Source organism: Rhodanobacteraceae bacterium, from assembly GCA_016713135.1.
Lineage (GTDB): Bacteria > Pseudomonadota > Gammaproteobacteria > Xanthomonadales > SZUA-5 > JADKFD01.
The window spans coordinates 85399-107463 of record JADJPR010000020.1 but is presented as its reverse complement, the minus strand read 5'-3'; the positions used below and the strand labels follow the sequence as shown (position 1 = coordinate 107463).

Here is a 22065-nt window from a genome sequence, read left to right as displayed (position 1 = left end):
TAGCCCGGGGTGCGCGCGCCGCGCGTTCCCCGGGTGCTTGCCGCAAGCCCGCGGCAGTGAATCGCAAAACAAAAAGGGCGGGCTCGCGCCCGCCCCTCTTGTTCGCCGCTTGCAGCCGCGGATTACTGCTTCGGCGGCTCGGCGGCCGGCTGCGCGGCGGCGGCGCAGGTCTTGTAGGCCTCTTCCAGGCGCGGGCCGAAGCCCTGGGCGATCTGGCCGGCCTTCTGCATGGTTTCCTGGCCCTGGGCCTGGGCGCCCTGCATCTTCTGCATCACTTCGGGCATGCGGTCGAGCATCTTGACGCCGGTTTCGGAGGCGAAGAACTTGGTCATCTCTTCCAGCTCGGCCTGGGTGAACACCTCGGTGTAGACCACGGCGACATCGCGGCGCACCTTGGCGATCTGTTCGTCGTTGAACTTGACGCCCTTCATTGCCGTCGCGAACTCGTCGAGCACCGGCTTGGCGGACTCGCAGCCCTGGAACTGGGCGATGGTCTGCTGCACCATCGGCGCAGTCGGGTCCTTCATCTGTTCGAACATCTGATCGGTGCGCGAGGCGGTGATCAGGTCGAGGGCCGCCTTCACATGCGCTTCGCTGGGGCTGGCGGTTTGGGCGGAAGACAGGCTGGCAGCCAGCAACAGGGCGGAAAGCATCGGGTGACTCCTGGAAACAGCGGGGGCGTGCCCGCCGGGCGGCGGGAAGGGGCGCGGAATATAGCGCGAAGCCCTTCGGACCGTGCCTCCCGCAAAAGGTTCCCAGGCCATCGCCGCTGCAGGAAATGCGGGCTAAACTCGCCCGACCCTCTTCCCGGTGCGTGAGCGATCGTGGCAGCCGCCCCGCAGATTCCCGGCTACCAGCTCCTGCGCCAGATCGGCGCCGGCGGCATGGCGACCGTGTACCTGGCGATGCAGATATCGCTGGAACGCAAGGTGGCGATCAAGGTGCTGCGCACCCACGGGGACGACGACCCGGAGCGCACCGAGAAGCGCTTCCTGCGTGAAGGCCGCACGCTCGCCAAGATCACTCACAAGAACGTCTGCGGGATCTACGACATCGCCAAAGTCGGTGACATCGCCTACATCGCGATGGAGTACCTCGGCGGCGGCACCCTGGTCGACAAGCTCAAGCAGGGCGTCGCGGTGGGCGAGTCGATCGCGATCGCGGTGCAACTGGCTTCCGCGCTGGACGAGGCGCACAAGCTCGGCATCATCCACCGCGACCTGAAGCCCGCCAATGTGATGCTGCGCGGCGGGCGCGTGCCGGTGCTGACCGATTTCGGCATCGCGCGCGAGCTGACGGCCAGCCAGACCCGCATCACCGCGGAGAACATGATCGTCGGCACACCGATCTACATGAGCCCGGAGCAGGTCTCCGGCGGCGAGGTCGACGGGCGCTCGGACCTGTATTCGCTCGGCATCATGTTCCACGAGCTGCTGACCGGCGAGCCGCCGTACAAGGGCGAGACGCCGATCGCCGTGTGCATGCAGCACCTGACCGCGCCGCTGCCGAAGCTGCCGCCGGAACTGGCCGATCTGCAGCCGGTGATGGATCGCATGCTGGCGAAGAAACGTGAGGATCGCTACGCCAACATGGCGGAGTTCACCCACGCGCTGCGCGATGTGTTCGTGGCGTCGGACGCGATGCGCCATATTGCAATGTTCAGCCCGGACACGCCGTGGTCAGAGCAACTGCGCGACCTGGGTTTTTCCTTCGACACCTTGCGCGATGCCGACGTAAAGGCCGCGCTGGAAGCGCAACGCAAGCGCAGCCAGCCGGCCGCCGCCCAGCGCAAGGTGGACACCGCGGCGCGCACCGGCATTTCTGCCGCGGTGGCTGGGCGTCGCCGCTGGCCGCTGTGGGCAGCGCTGGCGCTCACCTTGGTGCTGGTCGCCGGCGGCGTCGGCTGGTGGGCAATGCGCGTCCGGCCACCCACCGAAACCGAACGGTTGGCGCTGATGCAGCGGCAGCTTGAGTTCAGCAATCGCCTGGCGGCGGACCAGTTGCTGGAGCCGATAGGGCAAAGTGCGCTGGATTCGCTAGAGGCGATGCGCGATATCCACGCCACCGCCGACGAGACGGTGGCAGTGCTGGCGGAACTGCAGCGCGCCTTGCTCGAACGCGCGCGCCGCGAGATCGCGGCGCGCAACCTGATGGCGCTGGACGTGACCCTTGCGGCCATCGACGTGGCCCTGCCGAAGATGGCCGAGCGCGAGGAACTGCTGCGCCAGCGCACCGCACTGGCGACCGAGCTCGCCGGCGAGGATGCAATGCGCGGGCGCCTGTCACGGCTGCGCGCGCTGGTCGAAGGTGCCGCGCCGGCTGCCGGCGAATCGGTGCTCGGGCTCTACCTCGAGTTGCGCCCGGCGCTCGTGGACGACGCGGAGTTCCAGGCCATCGAAGCCGGCGCGCAGCGCGTGGCGCGTGCGGCGATCGAGGTGGCGCTGGCCAGCGGCGAGAACGCGCGCGCGCTGGCGGATGCGCGGCGACTGGCGCAGGTGCTGCCGCAAGACAAGGGCCTTGCGACCCTGGTCGAGCAGTTGGGCGCGAAGGTCGCCAGCAGCGAACTCAAGCGCGCCGCCGCCGAGTGGAGCGAAGCGGTCAAGGCCGAGGTGATCGACAGCAAGCGCCTGGCGCGCCTGCTGGTGGACCTGGCACGGCTTTCCGAGCTCGGGCAGCCCTCCGCCGAGCACGCGAAGATGCGCGAACTGTTGGCGAATGCGGTGTTGTTCGATGCCGACCGGCTGATCAAGGCCGGCGACCTCGACGGCGCGCTCGCCCTGCTGGGACAGGCGCGCGCCGGACTCGGCGACATGCCGCGGCTGGTCGAGACCCAGCAGGCGGTGAGCCGCAACCGCGACAGCGCCCTCGTCGCCCAGCGCCAGGCAGCGGAGAAGGCGCGTCAGGGACAACTGGCGATCAGCTCCGCGCCGTGGGCGCGGATCGAGAAGATCGTCGATTCCGCGGGGCGCCCGGTGGCACTCCCGCGGAATGCCAGTACGCCTTTCCTGGTCACCCTGCCGGAGGGCAACTATCGCGTCACCGTGGTTGCGGGCCAAGGCGGCGGGCGCCGCGAGGAGGGCGTGGTGATCGAACGCGGCAAACTCGCGACAATCAGCCTGCGCTTTCCTTGATTTGGCGCCGAGCAGTTCAAGTGCGAGGAGCCGTGGCGAGCCGCCTCGGGACCGCGGCCGCGGGAGTGCGAGGCCGACCTCGCGCAGTTCGAACGGATCCGGGCCGACGTGCGTTCCGCGCGCCAGATGGCGCCCTCCCTGGTGCCCTCCGAGCGTGCCTGTTCGCCGCGATTCCGTGCCCTGTTTGCTAGTACCCGCTGAATAGCCCCACCGGCACCTGGGTCCGCTGATTTCCGTATTCAGCAGGCGTCGGGCTAAAATCCAACGGTTTGCGGGGGCGGTGCGTCCCTGCCGAAGCCATGCAGCCCATTGGGAGCGACAGAACCTCATGCAGTTTCGTTCGGTACTGGTGACCGCCATCGCGCTTTCCGCGCTGGCCTCGGGCTCCGCGCCTGCCGCAGATAAATCGGTCACGGCCGGTCCTGTCGGTCTCGCGATCAACAATTCCGGGCGCATCGGCCTGGCCACGGCGACCAACATCGACTACCTCAATCGATCGATTGCCGATGGGCGCCGCAACATCTCCCTGCGCCTGTCGCAGCCGATGCTCTGCGTCGACTTCGCCGCCGCACCGGGCGGTGCAGTGAATCCGGTGTCGCTGACCTATGCCGACACCAATCTCGACAACTTCGGCCCGCTGTACGGCGGCATCTCGAGTTTCGACTACTACACCAACGGCGCGTCGGCAGGGCTGTTCAAGGTCAGCGCCAGCAGCGAGCTGGCTTGCTGCGTGATGTCGCCCGCGGCCAATGCCTCGTGTTTCCAGGGCGTCAACGGCGGCGCGATTGCCGAAGCGGTCTACGCCAATGGTTTCGAGGGCTCGAGCTCGGCGCAGGCTTCGTCAGTCAAGGGCAGCTCCGCCGCGAACCTCGAGGTCGCGGTCAACGGCGCCACGTCGGCGTCGCCGGGCAGCAACTTCAACTACTCGATCGTGGTCAGCAATACCGGCGGTACCAGCGCCAGCAACGTGCGCGTACGTGACTGGTACCCGAAGGTTGCGGGCGGATTCCAGGCACCGCTGTCTGCCGGCAGCTGGTCCTGCGCCGCTTCCGGTGGCGGCAGCTGCGGAACGCCTTCCGGCGTCGGCAACCTCGCACTGAATGCGGTGTCGCTGCCGGTGGGCGCCAGTGTCACTTTCAGCGTGTCGCGTCAGTTGAACGCTGGCGCCACCCTGGGCTCGCAGTTCTCGGTCAGCGCCGCCGCCTTCGCGCCGCCGGTTGCCGGCGAAACGGCGCTCGGAAACAACCAGGGCGTGCTGACGGCTACCGTGCAGCAGGCCAGCTTCAGCATCAACGACGTCACTCTGGCCGAAGGCACGGGCGGCAACACCACGTTCCAGTTCACGATCACGCGCAGCAATACCACCAGTGCGGCCAGCGTCGTGGTCAATACCGCGGATGGCACCGCCACTGCGGGCAGCGACTACACCGCGATCAGCAACCAGACGGTGAACTTCACCGCTGGCGGCAGCGCCACGGCGACGGTCAGCGTCACCGTCACCGGCGACGCCGTGCTTGAAGGCAACGAGACCTTCACCATCAACCTGTCGAACCCGACCGGCGCCGGCATCACCGATGGCACCGGCCAGGGCACGATCACGAATGACGACGCTGCCTCGCTGTCCATCAACGACGTCAACCTGTCGGAAGGCAACTCGGGCAGCACCAATGCCACCTTCACCGTCACGCTGAACTCGGCAGTGCAGGGCGGCTTCACGGTGCCGGTGAGCAGCGCCAACGGCACCGCGACCAGCGGTTCCGACTACACGGCGATCCCGGGCGGCACCACGCTGAGCTTCACCGGCACCGCCGGCGAGACCAAGACCATCAGCGTACCGGTGCTCGGCGATACCGTGCTGGAGCCGAACGAGACCTTCAATGTGACCCTCGGCACGCCGAGCAACGCGGCGGTGACGCTGGCAGACGGGACCGGCGTCGGCACCATCAACAACGACGACGCAGCGGCCCTGTCGATCAACGATGTCAGCGTCAGCGAAGGCAACAGCGGCACCACCAATGCCACCTTCACCGTGACCCTGGATGCAGCCGTGCAGGGTGGCTTCACGCTGCCGGTGACCAGCGCCAACGGGACCGCGACCAGTGGTTCCGATTACGACCCGATCCCGGGTGGCACCACGCTGAGCTTCACCGGCACCGCCGGCGAGACCCGGACGATCAGTGTCCCGGTCTTCGGCGACACCACGCTGGAAGTCAACGAGACTTTCACGGTCAACCTCGGCGCGCCGTCCAACGCAGCCGTCACGCTGGCCGATTCCAGCGGTGCCGGCACCATCAACAACGACGACAGCGCGTCGATCGCGATCAACGATGTCAGCGTCGCCGAAGGCAACGCCGGTCCGACCAATGCCACGTTCACGGTCACCCTGAGCGGCAGCGTGCAGGGCGGCTTCACCGTCCCGGTCAGCAGCCAGAGCGGCACCGCGACGGCGGATTCGGACTACACCAGCCTGCCGGGCGGACAGACCCTGAATTTCGCCGGCACGCCGGGCGAGACCCAGACCGTCACCGTGGTGGTGATCGGCGACACCATGCTGGAGCCGAACGAGGACTTCTTCGTCAACCTTGGCGTGCCCAGCAATGGCGCGGTCACGCGCACCGACTCGCAGGGCATCGGCACCATCACCAACGACGATGCCGCCTCGCTGTCGATCAACGACGTCAGCGTGACCGAGGGCAACACCGGGACGATCAATGCCACCTTCACCATCTCGCTGAACGGTTCGGTGCAGGGCAGCTTCTCGGTGCCGGTGAGCAGCAGCGACGACACCGCCACGGTCGCCAACAACGACTACGTGGCGATCGCGCCGGCGACCACGGCGATCTTCACCGGCGCCGCCAACGAGACCCGCACCATCAGCGTGGTCGTCAACGGCGATACGTCGGTCGAATCCGACGAGTTCTTCCAGGTGAACCTCGGCGCGCCGAACAACGCCCAGGTGACCGTGAGCGACAACCAGGGTATCGGTACCATCACCAACGACGACATTCCGTCGGGTGCCGCCAAGCGCCGCTGAAGCGGGCCGTACGGGCTGCCCGCGCCGGGATGCGCGGGCAGCCCGGCCCGATGCATGATCGGGACCCATGAAAGCCCGCAGCCCGCATCGCGCCGAAAACCTCCACGACTGGCTGGCCCAGCGCCACGGGCTGGGCGCCGGTATCGCGGCGCAACTCGGGCAGCTGCACCAGCACTGGGCCGACAGCCTGCGCGTCGGCGCGGCAGAGCAGGCGCTGGTGGCGCGTACGCTCGATGTGCTCTGCGAGCTCAAGGTCGACGACGAGACCTTGCTGGCTGCGGCGCTGTACCCGGAGGCGCGCGCCCAGCCGGAGCTGGTCGCGGAACTGGCGCGGCGTTACGGTCCCGCGCAGGAAACCCTGCTGCAGGGCCAGCTGGAAGCGGACAAGGTCTGGCCATTGCACGAACACAAGGCGGCCAACGCCAGCGCCGAGGGCCTGCGCCGTCTGCTGCTGGTACTGATCCGCGATCTGCGCGTGGTGTTCATCCTGCTCGCGCGCCAGCTGGTGCGCCTGCGCGAGGCGGCCTCCCTGCCGGAGGCCGAGCGCCGCCGGCTGGCGCAGCTGGCGGCGGACATCCACGGCCCGCTGGCCAATCGCCTGGGCATCTGGCAGGTCAAGTGGGAACTGGAGGACCTCGTCTTCCGCTTCCTGCAACCGGATACCTACAAGCGCATCGCCGGGCTGCTGGACGAGCGTCGCGAAGACCGCGAGCGCTACATCCGGCTGGTGCTGTCCGAATTGCGCCAGGCACTCGCCGCCGCCGGCCTCAAGGCGGATGTCGCCGGCCGCCCGAAGCACATCTACAGCATCTGGAAGAAGATGCAGCGCAAGGGCGTGGACTTCTCCGAGCTGTACGACGTGCGCGCGGTGCGCGTGCTGGTGCCGGACGTGCCTACCTGCTATGCCGCGCTGGGCGTGGTGCATGCGCACTGGACACCGATCCCGAAGGAGTTCGACGACTACATCGCCAAGCCCAAGGGCAACGACTACCGCTCGCTGCACACCGCGGTCATCGGCCCCGAGGGGAAGTCGGTGGAGGTGCAGATCCGCACCCACCAGATGCACGAGAACGCCGAACTCGGTGTCGCCGCGCACTGGCGCTACAAGGAGGGCGGCGGCGCCGGCGCCGACTTCGAGCGCAAGATCCAGTGGATGCGCCAGCTGCTGGAAGGCCGCGAGGAGGCTGCCGACGACGGTGCGCTGCTGGCCGGCTTTTCGACCGAGTTGCTGGAGGACCGCGTCTACCTGCTGACCCCGCGCGGTGAGGTGGTCGATTTGCCCAAGGGCGCGACGGTGCTGGATTTCGCCTACACCGTGCACACCGAGGTCGGCCATCGCTGCCGCGGCGCGAAGGTCAACGGCCGCATCGTGCCGCTCACATTCACCCCGCGCACCGGCGACCGGGTCGAGATCCTGACCGCCAAGGAAGGCCAGCCCAAGCGCGACTGGCTGCTGCCGCAGCTCGGCTTCCTCGCCAGCTCGCGTGCACGCCACAAGGTGCGCACCTGGTTCCACAAGCTGGATCGTGAGCACAACCTGCGCGAGGGCCGCGAGATCCTCGAGCGCGAACTGAAGCGGCTGGCGCTGACGCCGGCGCGCATCGAGGCGCTGCTGCCCAAGCTGCACCTGCCGAGCGTCGACGAGTTGTACCTGGCGGTGGCGCTCGGCGATGTGTCGCCGGCGCAGGTCGCGCGCCTCGTCCATGAGGCCGAGGCGCCGAAGGCCGACCCGGCGCAGATCCTGACTCAGCGCCTGGGCGCGCAGATCGGGCCGCGCAGAGACCGGGACGCGATTGTCATCGAGGGCGTCGGCAATTTGCTGGTGGCGATGGCCGGGTGCTGCAACCCGGTGCCCGGCGATCCCATCGTCGGGTTCATCACCAAGGGGCGCGGCGTCAGCGTGCACCGTGCTGACTGCAAGAGCTTGCTGAACCTCTCCGGTCATTCGCCCGAACGCGTGATCGACGTGCAGTGGGGCGGCCGCCGTGACGACAAGTACCCGGTGCGCGTGCGCGTCTCGGCCTACAACCGCACCGGCCTGATTCGCGACGTCGGCGCCGTGCTGGCCGCCGCCGAAATCAATATCGGCGCGATGGACAGCAAGGACGATGCGGCCACTGGCCTCGCCACGCTGCACCTGACGCTCAAGGTCGCCGACTTCGGCCAGTTGGCCAATGTGCTCGGCAAGCTGCGCGCGCTGAGCAACGTGACCGAGGCGGAGCGGGTGGGGTGACCGGGCGCAGCCGGGAACGGTTCAACGCGGAGACGCAAAGCACGCAAAGGAACGCAGAGGAGAGCAGAGGAAAGCAGGTGGAACAGAGAACGGCTTTCTTATGCCTTTCTCCGCGTCCTCTGCGTCTCTGCGTTGAACGGGGCTGCGTCATTACGAGTGAGTGGCACTCTATAATCGCGGGCGTCGTACCATCTGGTTGCCCGCATGCGGCTCGCTCCCCTGATGATCCTGTGCGCGGCGCTCTGCGCTGCGGCGCCGCTGGCGGCTGCGCGGATCGAACCCGCGCCGCTGCTGCAGCCGAGCACGCGCATGCCCGAGGGCAGCGGGCCCTGGGTGGTGCGCGCGCATTTCGATTCGGATCGCGCGCTGGCGCTGCTGCTGCGCCGAGCCGCGCCGTGGCGCGTGGACCGCAAGGCCGGCGTGTTGATCATCGAGGTCGACAACCGCTTCGAGTACCAGCGACTGCTCGACGAGGGCTTCCGCGTCGCGATCGATCCCGATCTGACCCAGGCGGTCTATGCACCCGTGGTGGTGTCGCCCGACCAAATCACCGGCATTCCCGGCTACACCTGCTACCGCACTGTCGAGGAGAGCATCGCCAGCGCACAGCAACTGGTTGCGCAGCACCCGGACGTGGCGGAACTGGTGGATATCGGCGACAGCTGGAAAAAAGTGCAGAACCCTGCGCTCGGACACGATCTGTGGGTACTGCGGCTGACCAACCGCAGCATCGGCGGGGTCAAGCCGGTGCACTACCTGCAGGGCGGACTGCACGCGCGCGAGTACGTTACCGCCGAAACCGTGCTGCGCTACGGCGAATGGCTGGCCGGCCAGTACGGCAACAACCCGGATGTCACCTGGGTGCTCGACCACCAGGAAGTGCACATCCTGCTGCACGCCAATCCGGACGGACGCAAGGTGGCCGAGATCAGCGCCACTCGGATGCAGCGCAAGAACCGCGACGAGAACTTCTGCCCCACCGGCGGCACATCGCTGGGTGTGGACCTGAACCGCAACTTCCCCTTCGACTGGGGCGGCTCCGGCAGTTCGGGCAGCGACTGCAGCGACATCTATCGTGGGCCCACGCCGTCTTCGGAGGTGGAATCGCAGGCGATCATTGCCTACCTGCGCTCGATCTTCCCCGACCAGCGTGCCGAAGGACCGGGCGTCGATCTGGTCACGCCGATTTCGCCGGACGCCACCGGCATCTACATGGACGTGCACAGCAATGCAGCCACCACCTGGTGGTCCTGGGGCAACACCAATGTGCCCGCGCCGAACGCCGTTGCGCTGCAGACGCTTGGGCGCAAGATCGCCTACTACAATGGCCTGACCCCGGAGCAGGGCAGCCTGGGCGGCGCGATTGGCGGAGCCACTGATGACTTCACCTACGGCACCTTGGGCGTGGCTGCGTTCACCATCGAAATGGCCGGCAGCAGCTTCTTCCCCAGTTGCACCACCTACGAGGCGAGCTTGGCGCAGCCGGTGATCAACGGCTTCTGGATGGCCTCCAGACTCGCCCGCGCGCCGTATCGTTGGGCTGCGGGGCCGGAGCTGACCAATCTCTCCGCGGCGTTGGCGGGTAGCACGGTGACCTTCAGCGCGCGCGCCGATGACGCACGCTTCAACAACACCGAAGGCACCGAGCCCGCGCAGTCCGTCACCGGCGTCGCGGTCTACCTGCAGCCGCCGTGGCAGCCTGGCGTCACGCCCCTGTCCCAGATGCAGCCGGTGGACGGGACCTGGAACGCGGCTGCAGAGAACGTCACCGTCGACGTGCCGGTCGCCGCGCTGCAGAACGGCCGCCAACTCGTGTACCTGCGCGCTACCGACGCCGCCGGCAACCAGGGCCCTGTCGCCGCTGTTTTCGTCACCGTCGGCGCGCCCGATCCCTTGTTCGCCAACGGCTACGAATAACCTGATCAAACGCGGAGACGCGGAGGACGCAGAGAAAGGAGATTCGCTCTCCGCGCCCTCTGCGTCTCCGCGTTGAACGGGCCAGCGAGTGCCTCAACCGCCTGGCACCACGAGCACCTTGCCGACCGCATGGCCGGCCTCGACGTGGGCAATGGCGGCGGCGGCCTCGCGCAACGGGTAGCGACGGTCGATCACGGGTTTGAGCGCGCCGCTGTCGACCAGCTTCACCAGTTCCCCGAGCAGCGCGCCATCCGGGCGCATGAACAGGTAGTGGTAGTGCACGCCGCGCGCCTTCGCGGCGGCGCGCTCCTTGCGGGTCATGAAGGCCAGCGCCCAGGTCAGCGGTGCACGCACGCCCCATTCGCGCGCCACTTCCGGAGTTGGCATCGCAGTGATCGAGATGACGTGGCCGCCGCGGCGGGTGATGCCGATGGTGCGCAGCAAGGTGTCGCCGCCCTGGGTGTCGAGGCCGACATCGATCTCGCCCGCGACGTCCTCGAAGCGTACGCTGCGGTAGTCGATCACCTCGTCGGCGCCGAGCGCGATGCAGCGCTCGCGGTTTTTCGCGCTCGCCGTGGTCAGCACCCGCGCGCCTTTCCAGCGACCAAGCTGCAGCGCGAAATGGCCCACGCCACCGGCACCGGCATGCACCAGCAGGCGCTGGCCGGGGCCGAGCTGGCCCATCTCGAACAGCGCCTGCCATGCGGTCAGTCCAGCCAGCGGCAGCGCGGCGGCATCGACGAGGTCGATTGACGTGGGCGCGATTGCGGCATCCGCCTCATCCACCAGCGCGCGCTCGGCGAAGGCACCGATGCGCGACTTGCCCAGCCGCGCGACGATCCGGTCGCCGGGCTTGAAGCGCGTCACCGCGGCGCCGGTCGCGCGCACGGTGCCCGACAGGTCATTGCCGAGAACCAGCGGGAAGGCGAAGGGCAGCATCGCCTTGGCCTTGCCATCACGGATCTTGAAGTCGATCGGATTGACGCTGGCCGCGGCCACGTCGACCAGCAGGTCGCGGGCACCCGGCACCGGCTCCGGGAGCTGATCGACCTTGAGGACCTCGGGGCCGCCGTAACGGCGGATGTGGGCGGTGAGCATGGGGCCGGGTCTCCAGGTGCCTGGCGTGCGCTGAGGTGGGAAGGTGAAACGTCAAACGTGAAACGTCAATTGTGCCTCGTACCGTTGACGTTTCACGTTTCACGTTTGACTGTGGGTGCACCGCCTGCTGTGGGGCTCGGAGGTGAAACGTCAAACGTGAAACGTCAATTGTGCCTCGTACCGTTGACGTTTCACGTTTCACGTTTGACTGTCGGTGCACCGCCTGCTGTGAGGCTCGGAGGTGAAACGTCAAACGTGAAACGTGAAACGTCAATGTGCCTCGTACCGTTGACGTTTCACGTTTCACGTTTGACTGTTCCTCGAACGATTCATGTTCCACCGCAGCTCCAGTAAAGTTCCCTCCCCCGAACCACGCGCGAGCTTGCCATGGCACTGGCTGAACTTTACGGGCAACACCTGGCCGAACAGATGCGCCGTGCCGATGCGGCGCTTGCGCGCGGGGGTTTCGAGCATTTGCTGATCCCGTCCGGGATGGAGCACTACGGCTTCCTCGATGACCAGAACTACCCCTTCCGGACCAATCCGCATTTCCTTGCCTGGGTGCCGCTGAATCACCATCCGGGCAGCTGGATCAGCTACACCCCAGGCCAGCGACCGGTGCTGGCCTACCACCAGCCGGAGGACTACTGGCACGCGCCGCCATCCGCGCCGTCGGGGTTCTGGACCGAGCACTTCGACCTGCGCGTGATCCGCAGGCCCGAGGATGCGCGCGCGCACCTGCCGGCAGATCTCTCTCGCGCCGCCATCATCGGCGAGGCCAACGCGGCCGTCGGCGATGCGCTGCCGAACAACCCCGAGGCGGTGATCCTGCACCTGCACTGGCATCGCGCGTGCAAGACGCCGTACGAGATCGCGCGCATGCGCAATGCCAGCCGCCGTGGCGCCAGCGGGCACCTGGCCGCGCAGGAGGCCTTCCGCGAGGGCGCCAGCGAGCACCAGATCCACCTCGAGTACTGCGCCGCCGCCGGCCACACCGAGCATGACCTGCCGTACCAGAACATCGTCGCGTTGAACGAGCATTCGGCGGTGCTGCACTACCACCACACGCCCGCCCCGCACCCGCACGAATCGCGCAGTTTCCTGATCGACGCCGGCGGCAGCGATGCCGGCTACGCCAGCGACATCACGCGCACCCACGCGCGCGCCCCCGGCGCCTTCGCCGACCTGATTGCCGCGGTCGATGCGATGCAGCAGGGACTGGTGGCGGAGATGCGCGCCGGGCGCGATTACCGCGACCTGCACGTCGAATGCCACCGGCGCATCGGCGGCATCCTGCAGCAGGCCGGCATCGTGCGCATGGACCCGCAGGCGCAACTGGAGCGCGGCATCACCAGCACCTTCTTTCCGCATGGCCTGGGGCATTTCCTCGGCCTGCAGGTGCACGATGTCGGCGGCTTCCAGGCCGGCCCCGAGGGCGGCACGATCGCCAAGCCCGAAGGCCACCCCTACCTGCGCCTGACGCGCACCCTGGAGCCGGGCCATGTGGTCACCGTGGAACCCGGCATCTACTTCATCCCGATGCTGCTGACGAAGCTGCGCCAGTCGCCCGACGCCGGCGCGGTGAACTGGGATGCGGTCGCGGCGATGCTGCCCTACGGCGGCATCCGCATCGAGGACGATGTGCACGTCACCGAGGGCGCGCCGGAGAACCTGACGCGCGATGCCTTCCGCGCAGTCGCTGCCTGAAGCGATTCGCAATTGCAGCATTGACCGGAGTCAACAGCCACCAGCCAGCCACCCGTTAACTTGCAGCCAGAGATCTTCGAACAGCCCGCCACGGTGCGGAGGAAGGCAAGGCGATGGACGGCTGGATGGCAGGTGGTGTACTCACGGTGTTCGCCGCGCTGGCGAGCACCGCGCTGTTCTTCTTTGCGGTGACGCGCGGCGCGCTGATCGTGCGCGCGCTGACGCCCGGCGGCGGTGGCGCCGGGGCGCACGTCTATCCGGTCTACTCGGACATGCGCCTGATCAAGCTGGTGGATTTCCAGCCGGTGATTTCGGCGATCCTGCTGTTCCAGTACGACCGCCTGGTCAGCCGCATCGTCGATGAGCTGCGCGCGATGGACCTCGGCGGCCGCGAGGTGCTGATCACCTCCTGCGCCTTCGGCAACGTGATCCCGCGGGTGGTGGGTGCCTCCCTGGATACCGGCGCGCGCCGTGTGCACGTGGTCGACCTGATCGAGAACGAACTGACGCATGCGCGCGGCAAGCTCGGCGAGCAGGCCGCGCGGGTGCGCTTTTCCACCGACGACGCGACCTCGATGCCGCACGCCGACGCCAGTGTGGCCGCCAACGTGATGTTCTTCCTGTTGCACGAGCTGCCGCACCCGCTCAAGGAAAAGGCCCTGCGCGAGGCGGCGCGCACCGTGGCGCCAGGCGGCAAGCTGCTGCTGGCCGAGTTTCACCGGCCCGACACCTGGTGGCTGCGCGCGTTGAGCTGGCTCTACTTCAAGGTCTTCGAGCCATACGGACTGGCACTGTGGAACCGCCACGATCCGGTCAAGTACCTCGAAAGCCTGGGTGGCTGGAGCTGCAAGCGCAGCACCTGCTGCCTTGGCAATTACCAGGTGATCGTGGCCACGCGCGAAGGGTGAACCCGCGTGGCCCGGGGCACGCGCTGGGCGCGTACCACCGGGCTACTGGCATCCGCTGTTCGATGCGCGAACTGGCGTGTCGAACGACGACCCTGTGATTGGGTACGCAAAGGACGCAAAGGGACGCAAAGGACGCAAAGACAGCAAGTGCCGAGAAGGGCAACGGTGAACCCGCTAGCCGGGGTATGTGGGTTCCCCGGGCACTTGCCGCAAGCACCCGGAGAACCGCTGCGCGGTACTCCGGGCTACGCCTGCTCGCGTGGGTGAAACTTGCGACTCAGCGCGCGATCGCGATCTGACCTTCTGCTTCCTCGCCACTCAGCGTGGCCGCGCGGTTGACCAGTTCGACGAACTCGGCGTGAAAGCCGTACGGATCTCTTCCCTCGGCGCGGCGGGCCAGCTGCGCGATCTTCTCGTAGCTGAAGCTGTCGAGGTACTTGCCGCCGCGCAGCGCCTCGCCGAAGGCGGCGACCGCTGCGGCGAACTGCAGCTGCACCGAGCCCTGGCCGATCTGCGCGGGCTTTGCGATGGCCTGTTCGATCAGTTCGCTCTGGTCGGCGTCCGGCTGCTTGAAGCGCAGCTTGAGGAAGGCGATCTCGCTGGCCTTGCCCTGGGCGGCGTCGGCATCGGCGTAGCGCAGCGGCGGCAGGCGGGTGGCCTGCGAACCCACCGGGGTCAGCTCGTACAGCGCGGTGACGGTGTGACCGGCACCGATCTCCCCGGCGTCGACCGCGTCGTTGTTGAAGTCCTCGCGCGCCAGCATGCGGTTCTCGTAGCCGATCAAACGGTACTCGGCGACCACCGCCGGGTTGAACTCGATCTGGATCTTGACGTCCTTGGCGATGGTCAGCAGGTTGGCGCCGAGTTCCTGCACCAGCACCTTGCGCGCCTCGCGCTCGCTGTCGATGTAGGCGTGGTTGCCGTTGCCCAGATCCGCCAGGCGCTCGGCGATCTCATCGTTGTAGTTGCCCTGGCCGAAGCCGAGCGTGGTCAGCGCGATGCCGCTCTTGCGTTCGCGCGTCACTAGGTCTTCCAGGTCCTGCTGGTCGACGATGCCGACGTTGAAGTCGCCGTCGGTGGCGAGAATCACGCGGTTGACGCCGCCGTCGACGTAGTGCTCGCGGGCCACCTGGTAGGCGAGCTGGATGCCCTGGCCGCCATTGGTCGAGCCGCCCGCTTCCAGCGCGTCCAGCGCGGCCATGATCGTGGCCTTCTCGCTTGCCGGGGTGGACGGCAGCACCAGGCCCGCGGCGCCGGCATAGACCACGATGGCGATGCGATCCTGCGGGCGCATCTGCTCGACCGCCATCTTCAGCGCGGTCTTGACCAGCGGGAGCTTGTTCGGCTCCATCATCGAACCGGACACATCCAGCAGGAACACCAGGTTGCTCGCCGGAATCTGTTCGAAGGGCACCTCGAAGCCCTTCAGGCCCACTTGCAGCAGCCAGCGCTGGCTGTTCCACGGCGCCGTCGCGAGTTCGGTGTTGACCGAGAAGGGGCGCTCCAGCGAGGTCGGGCGCGGATAGTCGTAGTCGAAGTAGTTGATGAACTCCTCGATGCGCACCGCATCCGTCGGCGGCAGCGAGCCCTGGGTCAGGAAGCGGCGCACATTGCTGTAGGCGCCGGTGTCGACGTCCACCGAGAAGGTCGAGACCGGCTGCTCGGCGGCGGCGATCACGGGATTCGCCTCGATCTCCGCGTACTGCTCCGTATCCGTCGGCTGGTTGAGGCCGAGGCGGTCAGCTGGGCCGCTGGGCGGGGCTGGCGAGGGCGCGATCACCGCCGGCGGTGCCGTCGGCGTCGCGATGGCGCCGCTGGCCACGGCTTCCTGGGACACGACGTTCAGGCGCTGGGCCTCGGCCCTGACCTTGGCCGCCACGACCTGGCTGGACTGCGCCCGGGCCACGTCCGCAAGCTGCGCATCCCCTTCCTCGCGGACACTGCTGGCGGTGCCCTCGGACTTCTGCGGCGGCGCCGACTGGCGCGCGCAGGCGCCAAGCGCCAGCGCAGTGCAGATCGCCAGGACCAACGGCAGCGGACGGATTGTGTTCATCGGGAAGGCTCCTCGGGTCAGGTCCGGCCGGAGTGGCCGGTGGTGATCCGAAGAACGTGGCGATGCGGGGAGTGGGGTTAGGAGCGGCAAAAAGTGAAAGGTGAAAGGAAGAGCCGGCACAGAGGGGGAGTGGCTTTTCCCTTTCACTTTTCACCTTTCACTTTTCATCGCTTCCCGCTCACTCCCACAAGGTCACCTTTTCCGCCTTCAACGTGTACGCCGCCTGGGCGATGTCGTTGTCGACTTTCTCGATGGCCAGCGTGCCTTCGATCCAGTAGGCGTCGTAGATCTCGGTGACCGGGATCGGCTTGGCGAGGCGGGCAAGGATGATCTGGTTCGGCGGCGGCGGCGGCACGTGGATGCAGGCGCCGAAGTAGGGGACGATGAAGAACTCGCTCATCTGACTGTCGCCGTCGACTTCCACCGGCACGATGTAGCCGGCGATCTTCGCCTGGATGCCGTCGAGTTCCGGCATGGTGCGCGCGCTGCCGGTCTGTTGCGCCTTCAGGTCCCCGCTGTGGGTCACTGCCGGTGCCTCCATCAGCTGGTCGACTTCGTCCTTCGGCATCAGCTCCAGCCAGTCCAGCTCGCGCGGCTCGGCAGCGTGCAGCGAGGTGGCGGTGCTGGCGAGCAGCAGGCCGGCGAGCAGGGAAAGCAGGCGCATGGGGGCTCCGGCAATGGATATCAGGTGCGCAGGGTGAGGCCGTCAGCGAGCGAGCGATGGTAGGCGAGCAGGGCGGGCACCAGTCCCGCGACCACGCCGCCGGCCAGCACCAGGCCGAGCAAGCCTGCCTCGCGCAGGCTGAACGCCAGCGGCTGCAGGAACAGGCCGTAGCTGGACGCCAGCCATGGCGCCAGCGCCGCCAGCAGGGCGGTCACCGCAAGTGCGCCGAGCAGCGTGCCGGCGAGCGCCAGGCTAGCCGATTCGAGCAGCAGCAGCGCGCCCACCTGCCACGGTCGCGCGCCGAGCGCACGCAGGATGGCCATCTCGCGCCGACGCTCGTTCAGCGTGGTCACCAGCGCGCTCAGCATGCCGAGCAGCCCGGCGACCACCACGCAGGCGCTCACCAGCAGCAGCGCGGACTCGGCCACGCCGGTCAGGCTCCACAGCTGGCTCAGGGTCATCGCCGGCAGGATCGCCAGCAGCGGCTCGCCCGCGTACTCGTTGATCTGGCGCTGCAGCCCGAAGGCGGCGGCGCGGTTGTTGAGTCCGAGGAACACCGCGCTCAACGTCTGCGGCGGCTTGGGCGGGTGCGCGTCGTGCGAGTCGTGGTCAGCCGAGTCGTGATTGTGCGAGTCGTGATCGTGCGCCGTGTGTTCGTCGGTTCCATCCGTGGGCGCCCGCCGCGGAATGCGCACGCCCGACTGCCAGTCGGCGTGGATCGCTTCGATGCTCTCCAGCGAGACGTGCAGCGTGCGGTCCACCGGTGTGCCGGTGGGCGCGAGGATGCCGACCACGCGGAACGGCGCGTCATCGTGTTTCATGATGTCGTGGCGTCCGCCGCCATGGGCCACGACTACGCTGTCGCCCAGGTCATAGCCCAGCCGGCGCGCCACCTCGTAACCGAGCACTACTTCCTGCAGCCCGTCGAAGCGCGTGCCCGCGGCGAAGGCCAGCGCTTGCTGGCGACCGTAGCGGAAGTGCTCGAAGTAGGCCGCGGTGGTGCCGAGCACGCGGTAGCCCTGATGCGAATCACCGAGGGAGATAGGAATCGCCCACTTGACCTGCGGCAGCGCTGCCAGTTCCTCGTAGCTGGCGTAGCGGATGTTGTTGGTGGCGTCGCCGATGCGGAACACCGAGTACAGCAGCAACTGGACCGGGCCGGTGCGCGCGCCCACGATCAGGTCCGTGCCGGAGATGGTGCTGGCGAAGCTTCTCCGGGTCTCGCTGCGCAGGCGCTCCACCGCCAGCAGCAGCGCCACGCTCACGGCGATCGTGAACACCGTCAGCAGCACGCTGAAGCGGCGGTTCCACAGGCTCGCGCGGGCGATCTTCAGCAACATCCGCTGGCCCCCGCCTGGTTGATCGCCGGCAGGTCGAGCACCCGGTCGAAGCGCGCCTGCAGGCTGCGGTCATGGCTGACGAACAGCAACGCGGCGCCGGCGCGCCGGCACTCCTCGAACAGCAGGCCGAGGAAGGCATCGCGCGCGTCGCTGTCCAGCGCCGAGGTGGGTTCGTCGGCGATCACCAGTTCCGGACCGCCGATCAACGCGCGCGCCGCGGCCACCCGCTGCTGCTGACCCACCGACAGCTCCGCCGCGGGGCGTCCGGCCAGAGCCTGCGGATCGAGATCCAGCCGTTGCAACAGGGCGCGCGCATGGGCGGCCGGATCGCCGACGACGCGCGCCGCGCGCCGCCGCGAAAAACCCAGCGGCAGCAGCACGTTGTCGACCGCATCCAGGTAGGGCAGCAGGTTGAACTGCTGGAACACGAAGCCGATGTGATCCGCCCGCAGGTGGTCGCGCGCGGCCGGGCGCAGGCGCTCCAGCGCGGTGCCGTCCAAGCGGATCGACCCGCGCTGCGGCAGCAGCACCCCGGCAATCAGGCTCAGCAGCGTGCTCTTGCCGCTGCCGCTCGGGCCGCGCAGGAACAGGCGCTCGCCCGCCGCGAGCTCAAGCGCGTCGATGCGCAGCAGGGGACGCGCAGGATCCCAGCCGAAGCAGAGATCGGTGATCGAAAGCAGAACGGACACGCTTGGGCTTGTGCACTGTCGATGTTATACAGTTACAATACCACCACGTTTCAACAGGACGCCGTCAATCCATGCACCGTCATCCCCATCACCGCGGAGCCGTCTACTGGGATGGCTTGGGCGCCAGCGTCTCGCTGGCGTGCGCGGTGCATTGCGCGGCCCTGCCGCTGGCATTCAGCCTGCTGCCGAGCCTGCAGTTGGCACTGACCAGTTGGGATCCGCAGTGGCACGGGCTGGCGCAGTGGCTGCTCTGGACCCACGAGGTCGAGCGGCTGGTCGTCTCCACCGTGCTGCTGTTTGCCGCCGTGGTACTCACCCGGGGCTTTCTCGCACACCGCTCGCGTATGCCGCTGGCGGTTGCCGCCGCTGCCGCAGTGATGATGGGCTTTGGTGCCTTCGGGCATTGGCATAGCAATGATTTGTGGCATGTGGGGCTGCAGGTGCTGGGCGGGCTGGGGATTGCCGCGGCACATGTGCTCAACTGGCGCAGCCTGGTGCGCCTGCCGGCGCGCGCGGGCACTGCCTGCGCGGCCCCCGCGTTGCCGCAGGCGCTCTGATTCCTGACGGGTTGGGCGCGCGGCGCGACGCTGGTCGCGAATCGTCTTGCTGATCGCGCAAGTGGCTCTGCCTGCGATCCTTTCGCCGTCGCCGTCGCCGTCGCCGTCGCCGTCGCCGTCGCCGTCGTAGCTGTCGCTGTCGCTGTCGCTGTCGCTGTCGCCTTGGCACTTGTAGGGGCGGGCTCTGCCGGCGATCCTTTCGCTGTTGCTGTTGTTTTTTGCTCTTAACTGAAGAGCAACAGCGTTTCGGCCTGACGGCCGAGTCACTTCTTTCTGGGCAAGCAGAAAGAAGTGACTCGGCCGTCAGGCCGAAACGCTTTGGCTCTTGATCTTGAAGCCAAAAGCCAGAAGCCAAAAGCCAGAAGATCCCGCCCGGAGCCCGCCCCCATAGACAGCGAACGCAAAGGCGAAAGACCGCGGGCGCCCCCAGAGCTACATCGGGAACTCCCGCGCCACGGCGAAACGCCGCGAGCCTTCCCCCGCGAGTCAATAACCCGGTTTCACCGGCAACGCCTCATAGCGTTCCACCGATTCCACGATCTCGCGCTTGGCGGCGTCCACGCCCTCCCAGCCGCGGACCTTGACCCACTTGCCCTTCTCCAGGTCCTTGTAGTGTTCGAAGAAGTGGCGGATGCGGTCGCGCGTGTGTTCGGGCACGTCGTCGATGACGTTCATGTGCGCGTAGGCCGAGTACACCTTGGCCGTGGGGACGGCAATCAGCTTGGTGTCCTCGCCGGCCTCGTCCTCCATCGACAACATGCCGATGGGGCGCACGCGGATGACCGAGCCCGGGATCAGCGGCAGCGGCATCACCACAAGCACATCGGCAGGATCGCCATCGCCCGACAGGGTGCGCGGGATGTAGCCGTAGTTGCACGGATAGCGCATCGGCGTGGTCAGGACACGGTCGACGAAGATCGCGCCGGACTCCTTGTCCACCTCGTACTTGACCGGCTCGGCATTCATCGGGATCTCGATGATGACGTTGACCTCGTCCGGCACGTTGCGGCCGGCAGGCACGCGTTCCAGGCCCATGGGCTGTCCTCGATATTGGCAGGGCCGACAGTATGACCGGCGTTGGCTGTATGAACCTTCGACCTTGGTGTGGGTCAAGGAGGTCGAGCGCGCGCCGGGCTAGCCTGCGCCAGCGACAACCGCAACACCCAAGCATTCCCACCGGCATAATCGCCGCTCTTCGCCATTCACCACCCGAGGCCCGCCATGCTCGATCCTGTGCTGCTGCGACAACACCTGGCTGCCACCGCCGATCGCCTGAAGGCGACCCGCGGGCTGGAACTGCCGATTGCCGACCTCGAAGCGCTGGAAGCCGAGCGCAAGTCGGTGCAGACGCTGACTCAGGATCTCCAGGCCAGTCGCAACCGGCTCGCCAAGGAGATCGGCATGCGCAAGGGCAAGGGCGAGAATGCCGACGACCTGATGGCCGAGAGCCAGGCGATTCCGGACCGGCTGAAGGCCGCCGAGGACCAGCTCGCGGGCTTGCAGGAGCGCCTGTATGCCATCGCGCTCAGGATCCCGAACATCCCGCACGAATCGGTGCCGCTGGGTGCCGACGAGACCGGCAATGTCGAGGTCCGCCGCCATGGGGAGCCGAAGCAGTTCGACTTCGAGGTCAAGGACCATGTCGAACTCGGCGCCCGCCACGGCTGGCTGGATGGCGAGTCCGGCGCCAAGCTCTCTGGCGCGCGCTTCACCGTGCTGCGCGGCGGCGTGGCGCGGCTGCACCGCGCGCTGGCGCAGTTCATGCTGGACACCCACACGGCCGAGCATCACTACCTGGAAGTCAATGTGCCGCTGCTGGTGAGCAGCGAGACCATGCAGGGCACCGGTCAGCTGCCCAAGTTCGAGGACGATCTGTTCGAAGTGCCGATCGGCAGCAATCGCTATCTGGCGATCGACGGCAAGGCCAAGGATGCGCTGCGTGGCGCCATCGTCCGGCGCGACCAGGAGGACGCGCTGGCGATTCTCAACGGCATCGCGAGCGATCTCGGCCTGCAGACGCTGGGCCGGATGCCGGCCTCGCTGTGGGACGATCTGCACAACGCCGATGCGATGGTCGGCACGCTGCATCGTTGGCTGTGGAAGCGCATGTACCTGATTCCCACCGCCGAGGTGTCGCTGACCAACCTGGTGCGGGACGAGATCGTCGACGCCGAGCGCCTGCCGCTGCGCATGACCGCGCATTCGCTGTGCTTCCGCGCCGAAGCCGGTGCGGCCGGCCGCGATACCCGCGGGATGATCCGCCAGCACCAGTTCGAGAAGGTTGAACTGGTCCAGATCGCCCGGCCGGACACCAGCTACCAGCAGCTGGAAGAGATGACCAGCCACGCCGAGAACATCCTCAGGAAGCTGGAGTTGCCTTTCCGTACCATGCTGCTGTGCAGCGGCGACATGGGCTTTTCCTCGACCAAGACCTACGATATCGAGGTCTGGCTGCCCAGCCAGAGGACCTACCGCGAAATCAGCTCCTGCTCCAACTGCGAATCCTTCCAGGCGCGCCGGATGCAGGCCCGCTGGCGCAACCCGGCCTCCGGCAAGCCGGAACTGGTGCACACCCTGAATGGCTCCGGCGTTGCAGTCGGCCGCGCACTGATCGCGGTGATGGAGAACTACCAGAACGCCGACGGCTCGATCACCGTCCCGGAAGTGCTGCGCCCGTACATGCGCGGCGCGACGCGGATCGTTTGACGCGCCCAGAAAGTTGTGGGTTGTGGGT

General features: G+C 67.6%; 15 protein-coding genes. 8 read left to right on the top strand and 7 right to left on the bottom strand.

Annotated elements, in window-relative coordinates:
• Positions 1 to 122: 122 nt before the first annotated feature.
• Positions 123 to 653, bottom strand: coding sequence for a DUF2059 domain-containing protein (locus IPK27_15380; protein MBK8068944.1), 531 nt, complete (start codon positions 651 to 653; stop codon positions 123 to 125).
• Positions 654 to 824: 171 nt separating this feature from the next.
• Here IPK27_15380 and IPK27_15375 point away from each other — a divergent pair, with 171 nt between their 5' ends.
• From IPK27_15375 to IPK27_15360, 4 genes are all read left to right on the top strand, one after another.
• Complete coding sequence (locus IPK27_15375; GenBank protein ID MBK8068943.1) at positions 825 to 3131, top strand: protein kinase; 2307 nt, start codon at positions 825 to 827, stop codon at positions 3129 to 3131.
• 328 nt (positions 3132 to 3459) lie between these two features.
• Complete coding sequence (locus tag IPK27_15370) at positions 3460 to 6165, top strand: DUF11 domain-containing protein (GenBank protein MBK8068942.1); 2706 nt, start codon at positions 3460 to 3462, stop codon at positions 6163 to 6165.
• Between the two features lie 67 nt (positions 6166 to 6232).
• Positions 6233 to 8398 carry a bifunctional (p)ppGpp synthetase/guanosine-3',5'-bis(diphosphate) 3'-pyrophosphohydrolase gene (locus IPK27_15365; protein MBK8068941.1) on the top strand — a complete coding sequence of 722 codons (2166 nt, stop codon included), beginning with the start codon at positions 6233 to 6235 and terminating at the stop codon, positions 8396 to 8398.
• 204 nt (positions 8399 to 8602) lie between these two features.
• The gene (locus IPK27_15360) at positions 8603 to 10315 is read left to right on the top strand and encodes a hypothetical protein (GenBank protein MBK8068940.1); all 1713 of its coding nucleotides are present in this window, start codon (positions 8603 to 8605) and stop codon (positions 10313 to 10315) included.
• 93 nt (positions 10316 to 10408) lie between these two features.
• Here the strand turns inward: IPK27_15360 and IPK27_15355 are convergent, their stop codons facing one another.
• The gene (locus tag IPK27_15355) at positions 10409 to 11413 is read right to left on the bottom strand and encodes an NADP-dependent oxidoreductase (GenBank protein ID MBK8068939.1); all 1005 of its coding nucleotides are present in this window, start codon (positions 11411 to 11413) and stop codon (positions 10409 to 10411) included.
• A 387-nt stretch (positions 11414 to 11800) separates the two neighbouring features.
• Here IPK27_15355 and pepQ point away from each other — a divergent pair, with 387 nt between their 5' ends.
• Entirely contained in the window at positions 11801 to 13120 is a 1320-nt protein-coding gene (pepQ, locus tag IPK27_15350; GenBank protein ID MBK8068938.1) for a Xaa-Pro dipeptidase, read from the top strand.
• Between the two features lie 113 nt (positions 13121 to 13233).
• The gene (locus IPK27_15345; protein MBK8068937.1) at positions 13234 to 14028 is read left to right on the top strand and encodes a methyltransferase domain-containing protein; all 795 of its coding nucleotides are present in this window, start codon (positions 13234 to 13236) and stop codon (positions 14026 to 14028) included.
• 277 nt (positions 14029 to 14305) lie between these two features.
• On the opposite strand, the gene IPK27_15340 is transcribed toward IPK27_15345, so the two are convergent.
• The 4 genes from IPK27_15340 to IPK27_15325 all read right to left on the bottom strand — a co-directional run bounded on the left by IPK27_15340 (position 14306) and on the right by IPK27_15325 (position 18774).
• Positions 14306 to 16081 (bottom strand): von Willebrand factor type A domain-containing protein, encoded by a 1776-nt coding sequence (locus tag IPK27_15340; GenBank protein ID MBK8068936.1) that lies wholly within the window; start codon positions 16079 to 16081, stop codon positions 14306 to 14308.
• Positions 16082 to 16259: 178 nt separating this feature from the next.
• Complete coding sequence (locus IPK27_15335) at positions 16260 to 16745, bottom strand: DUF3299 domain-containing protein (protein MBK8068935.1); 486 nt, start codon at positions 16743 to 16745, stop codon at positions 16260 to 16262.
• A gap of 20 nt (positions 16746 to 16765) precedes the next feature.
• Positions 16766 to 18085: an ABC transporter permease gene (locus IPK27_15330; protein ID MBK8068934.1), complete on the bottom strand. Its 1320-nt coding sequence runs from the start codon at positions 18083 to 18085 to the stop codon at positions 16766 to 16768.
• Complete coding sequence (locus IPK27_15325) at positions 18076 to 18774, bottom strand: ABC transporter ATP-binding protein (protein ID MBK8068933.1); 699 nt, start codon at positions 18772 to 18774, stop codon at positions 18076 to 18078. The genes IPK27_15330 and IPK27_15325 overlap by 10 nt, the downstream gene beginning before the upstream one ends.
• A 71-nt stretch (positions 18775 to 18845) precedes the next feature.
• On the opposite strand from IPK27_15325, the gene IPK27_15320 reads away from it, so the two are divergent.
• On the top strand, positions 18846 to 19331 hold the full coding sequence (locus tag IPK27_15320) for a MerC domain-containing protein (protein MBK8068932.1): 486 nt from the start codon (positions 18846 to 18848) through the stop codon (positions 19329 to 19331).
• Positions 19332 to 19817: 486 nt separating this feature from the next.
• Here IPK27_15320 and ppa read toward each other — a convergent pair whose 3' ends face one another.
• Positions 19818 to 20366 carry an inorganic diphosphatase gene (gene ppa / locus IPK27_15315; GenBank protein ID MBK8068931.1) on the bottom strand — a complete coding sequence of 183 codons (549 nt, stop codon included), beginning with the start codon at positions 20364 to 20366 and terminating at the stop codon, positions 19818 to 19820.
• 186 nt (positions 20367 to 20552) lie between these two features.
• On the opposite strand from ppa, the gene serS reads away from it, so the two are divergent.
• Positions 20553 to 22037: a serine--tRNA ligase gene (gene serS / locus IPK27_15310; GenBank protein MBK8068930.1), complete on the top strand. Its 1485-nt coding sequence runs from the start codon at positions 20553 to 20555 to the stop codon at positions 22035 to 22037.
• The last annotated feature ends 28 nt before the right edge of the window (positions 22038 to 22065 follow it).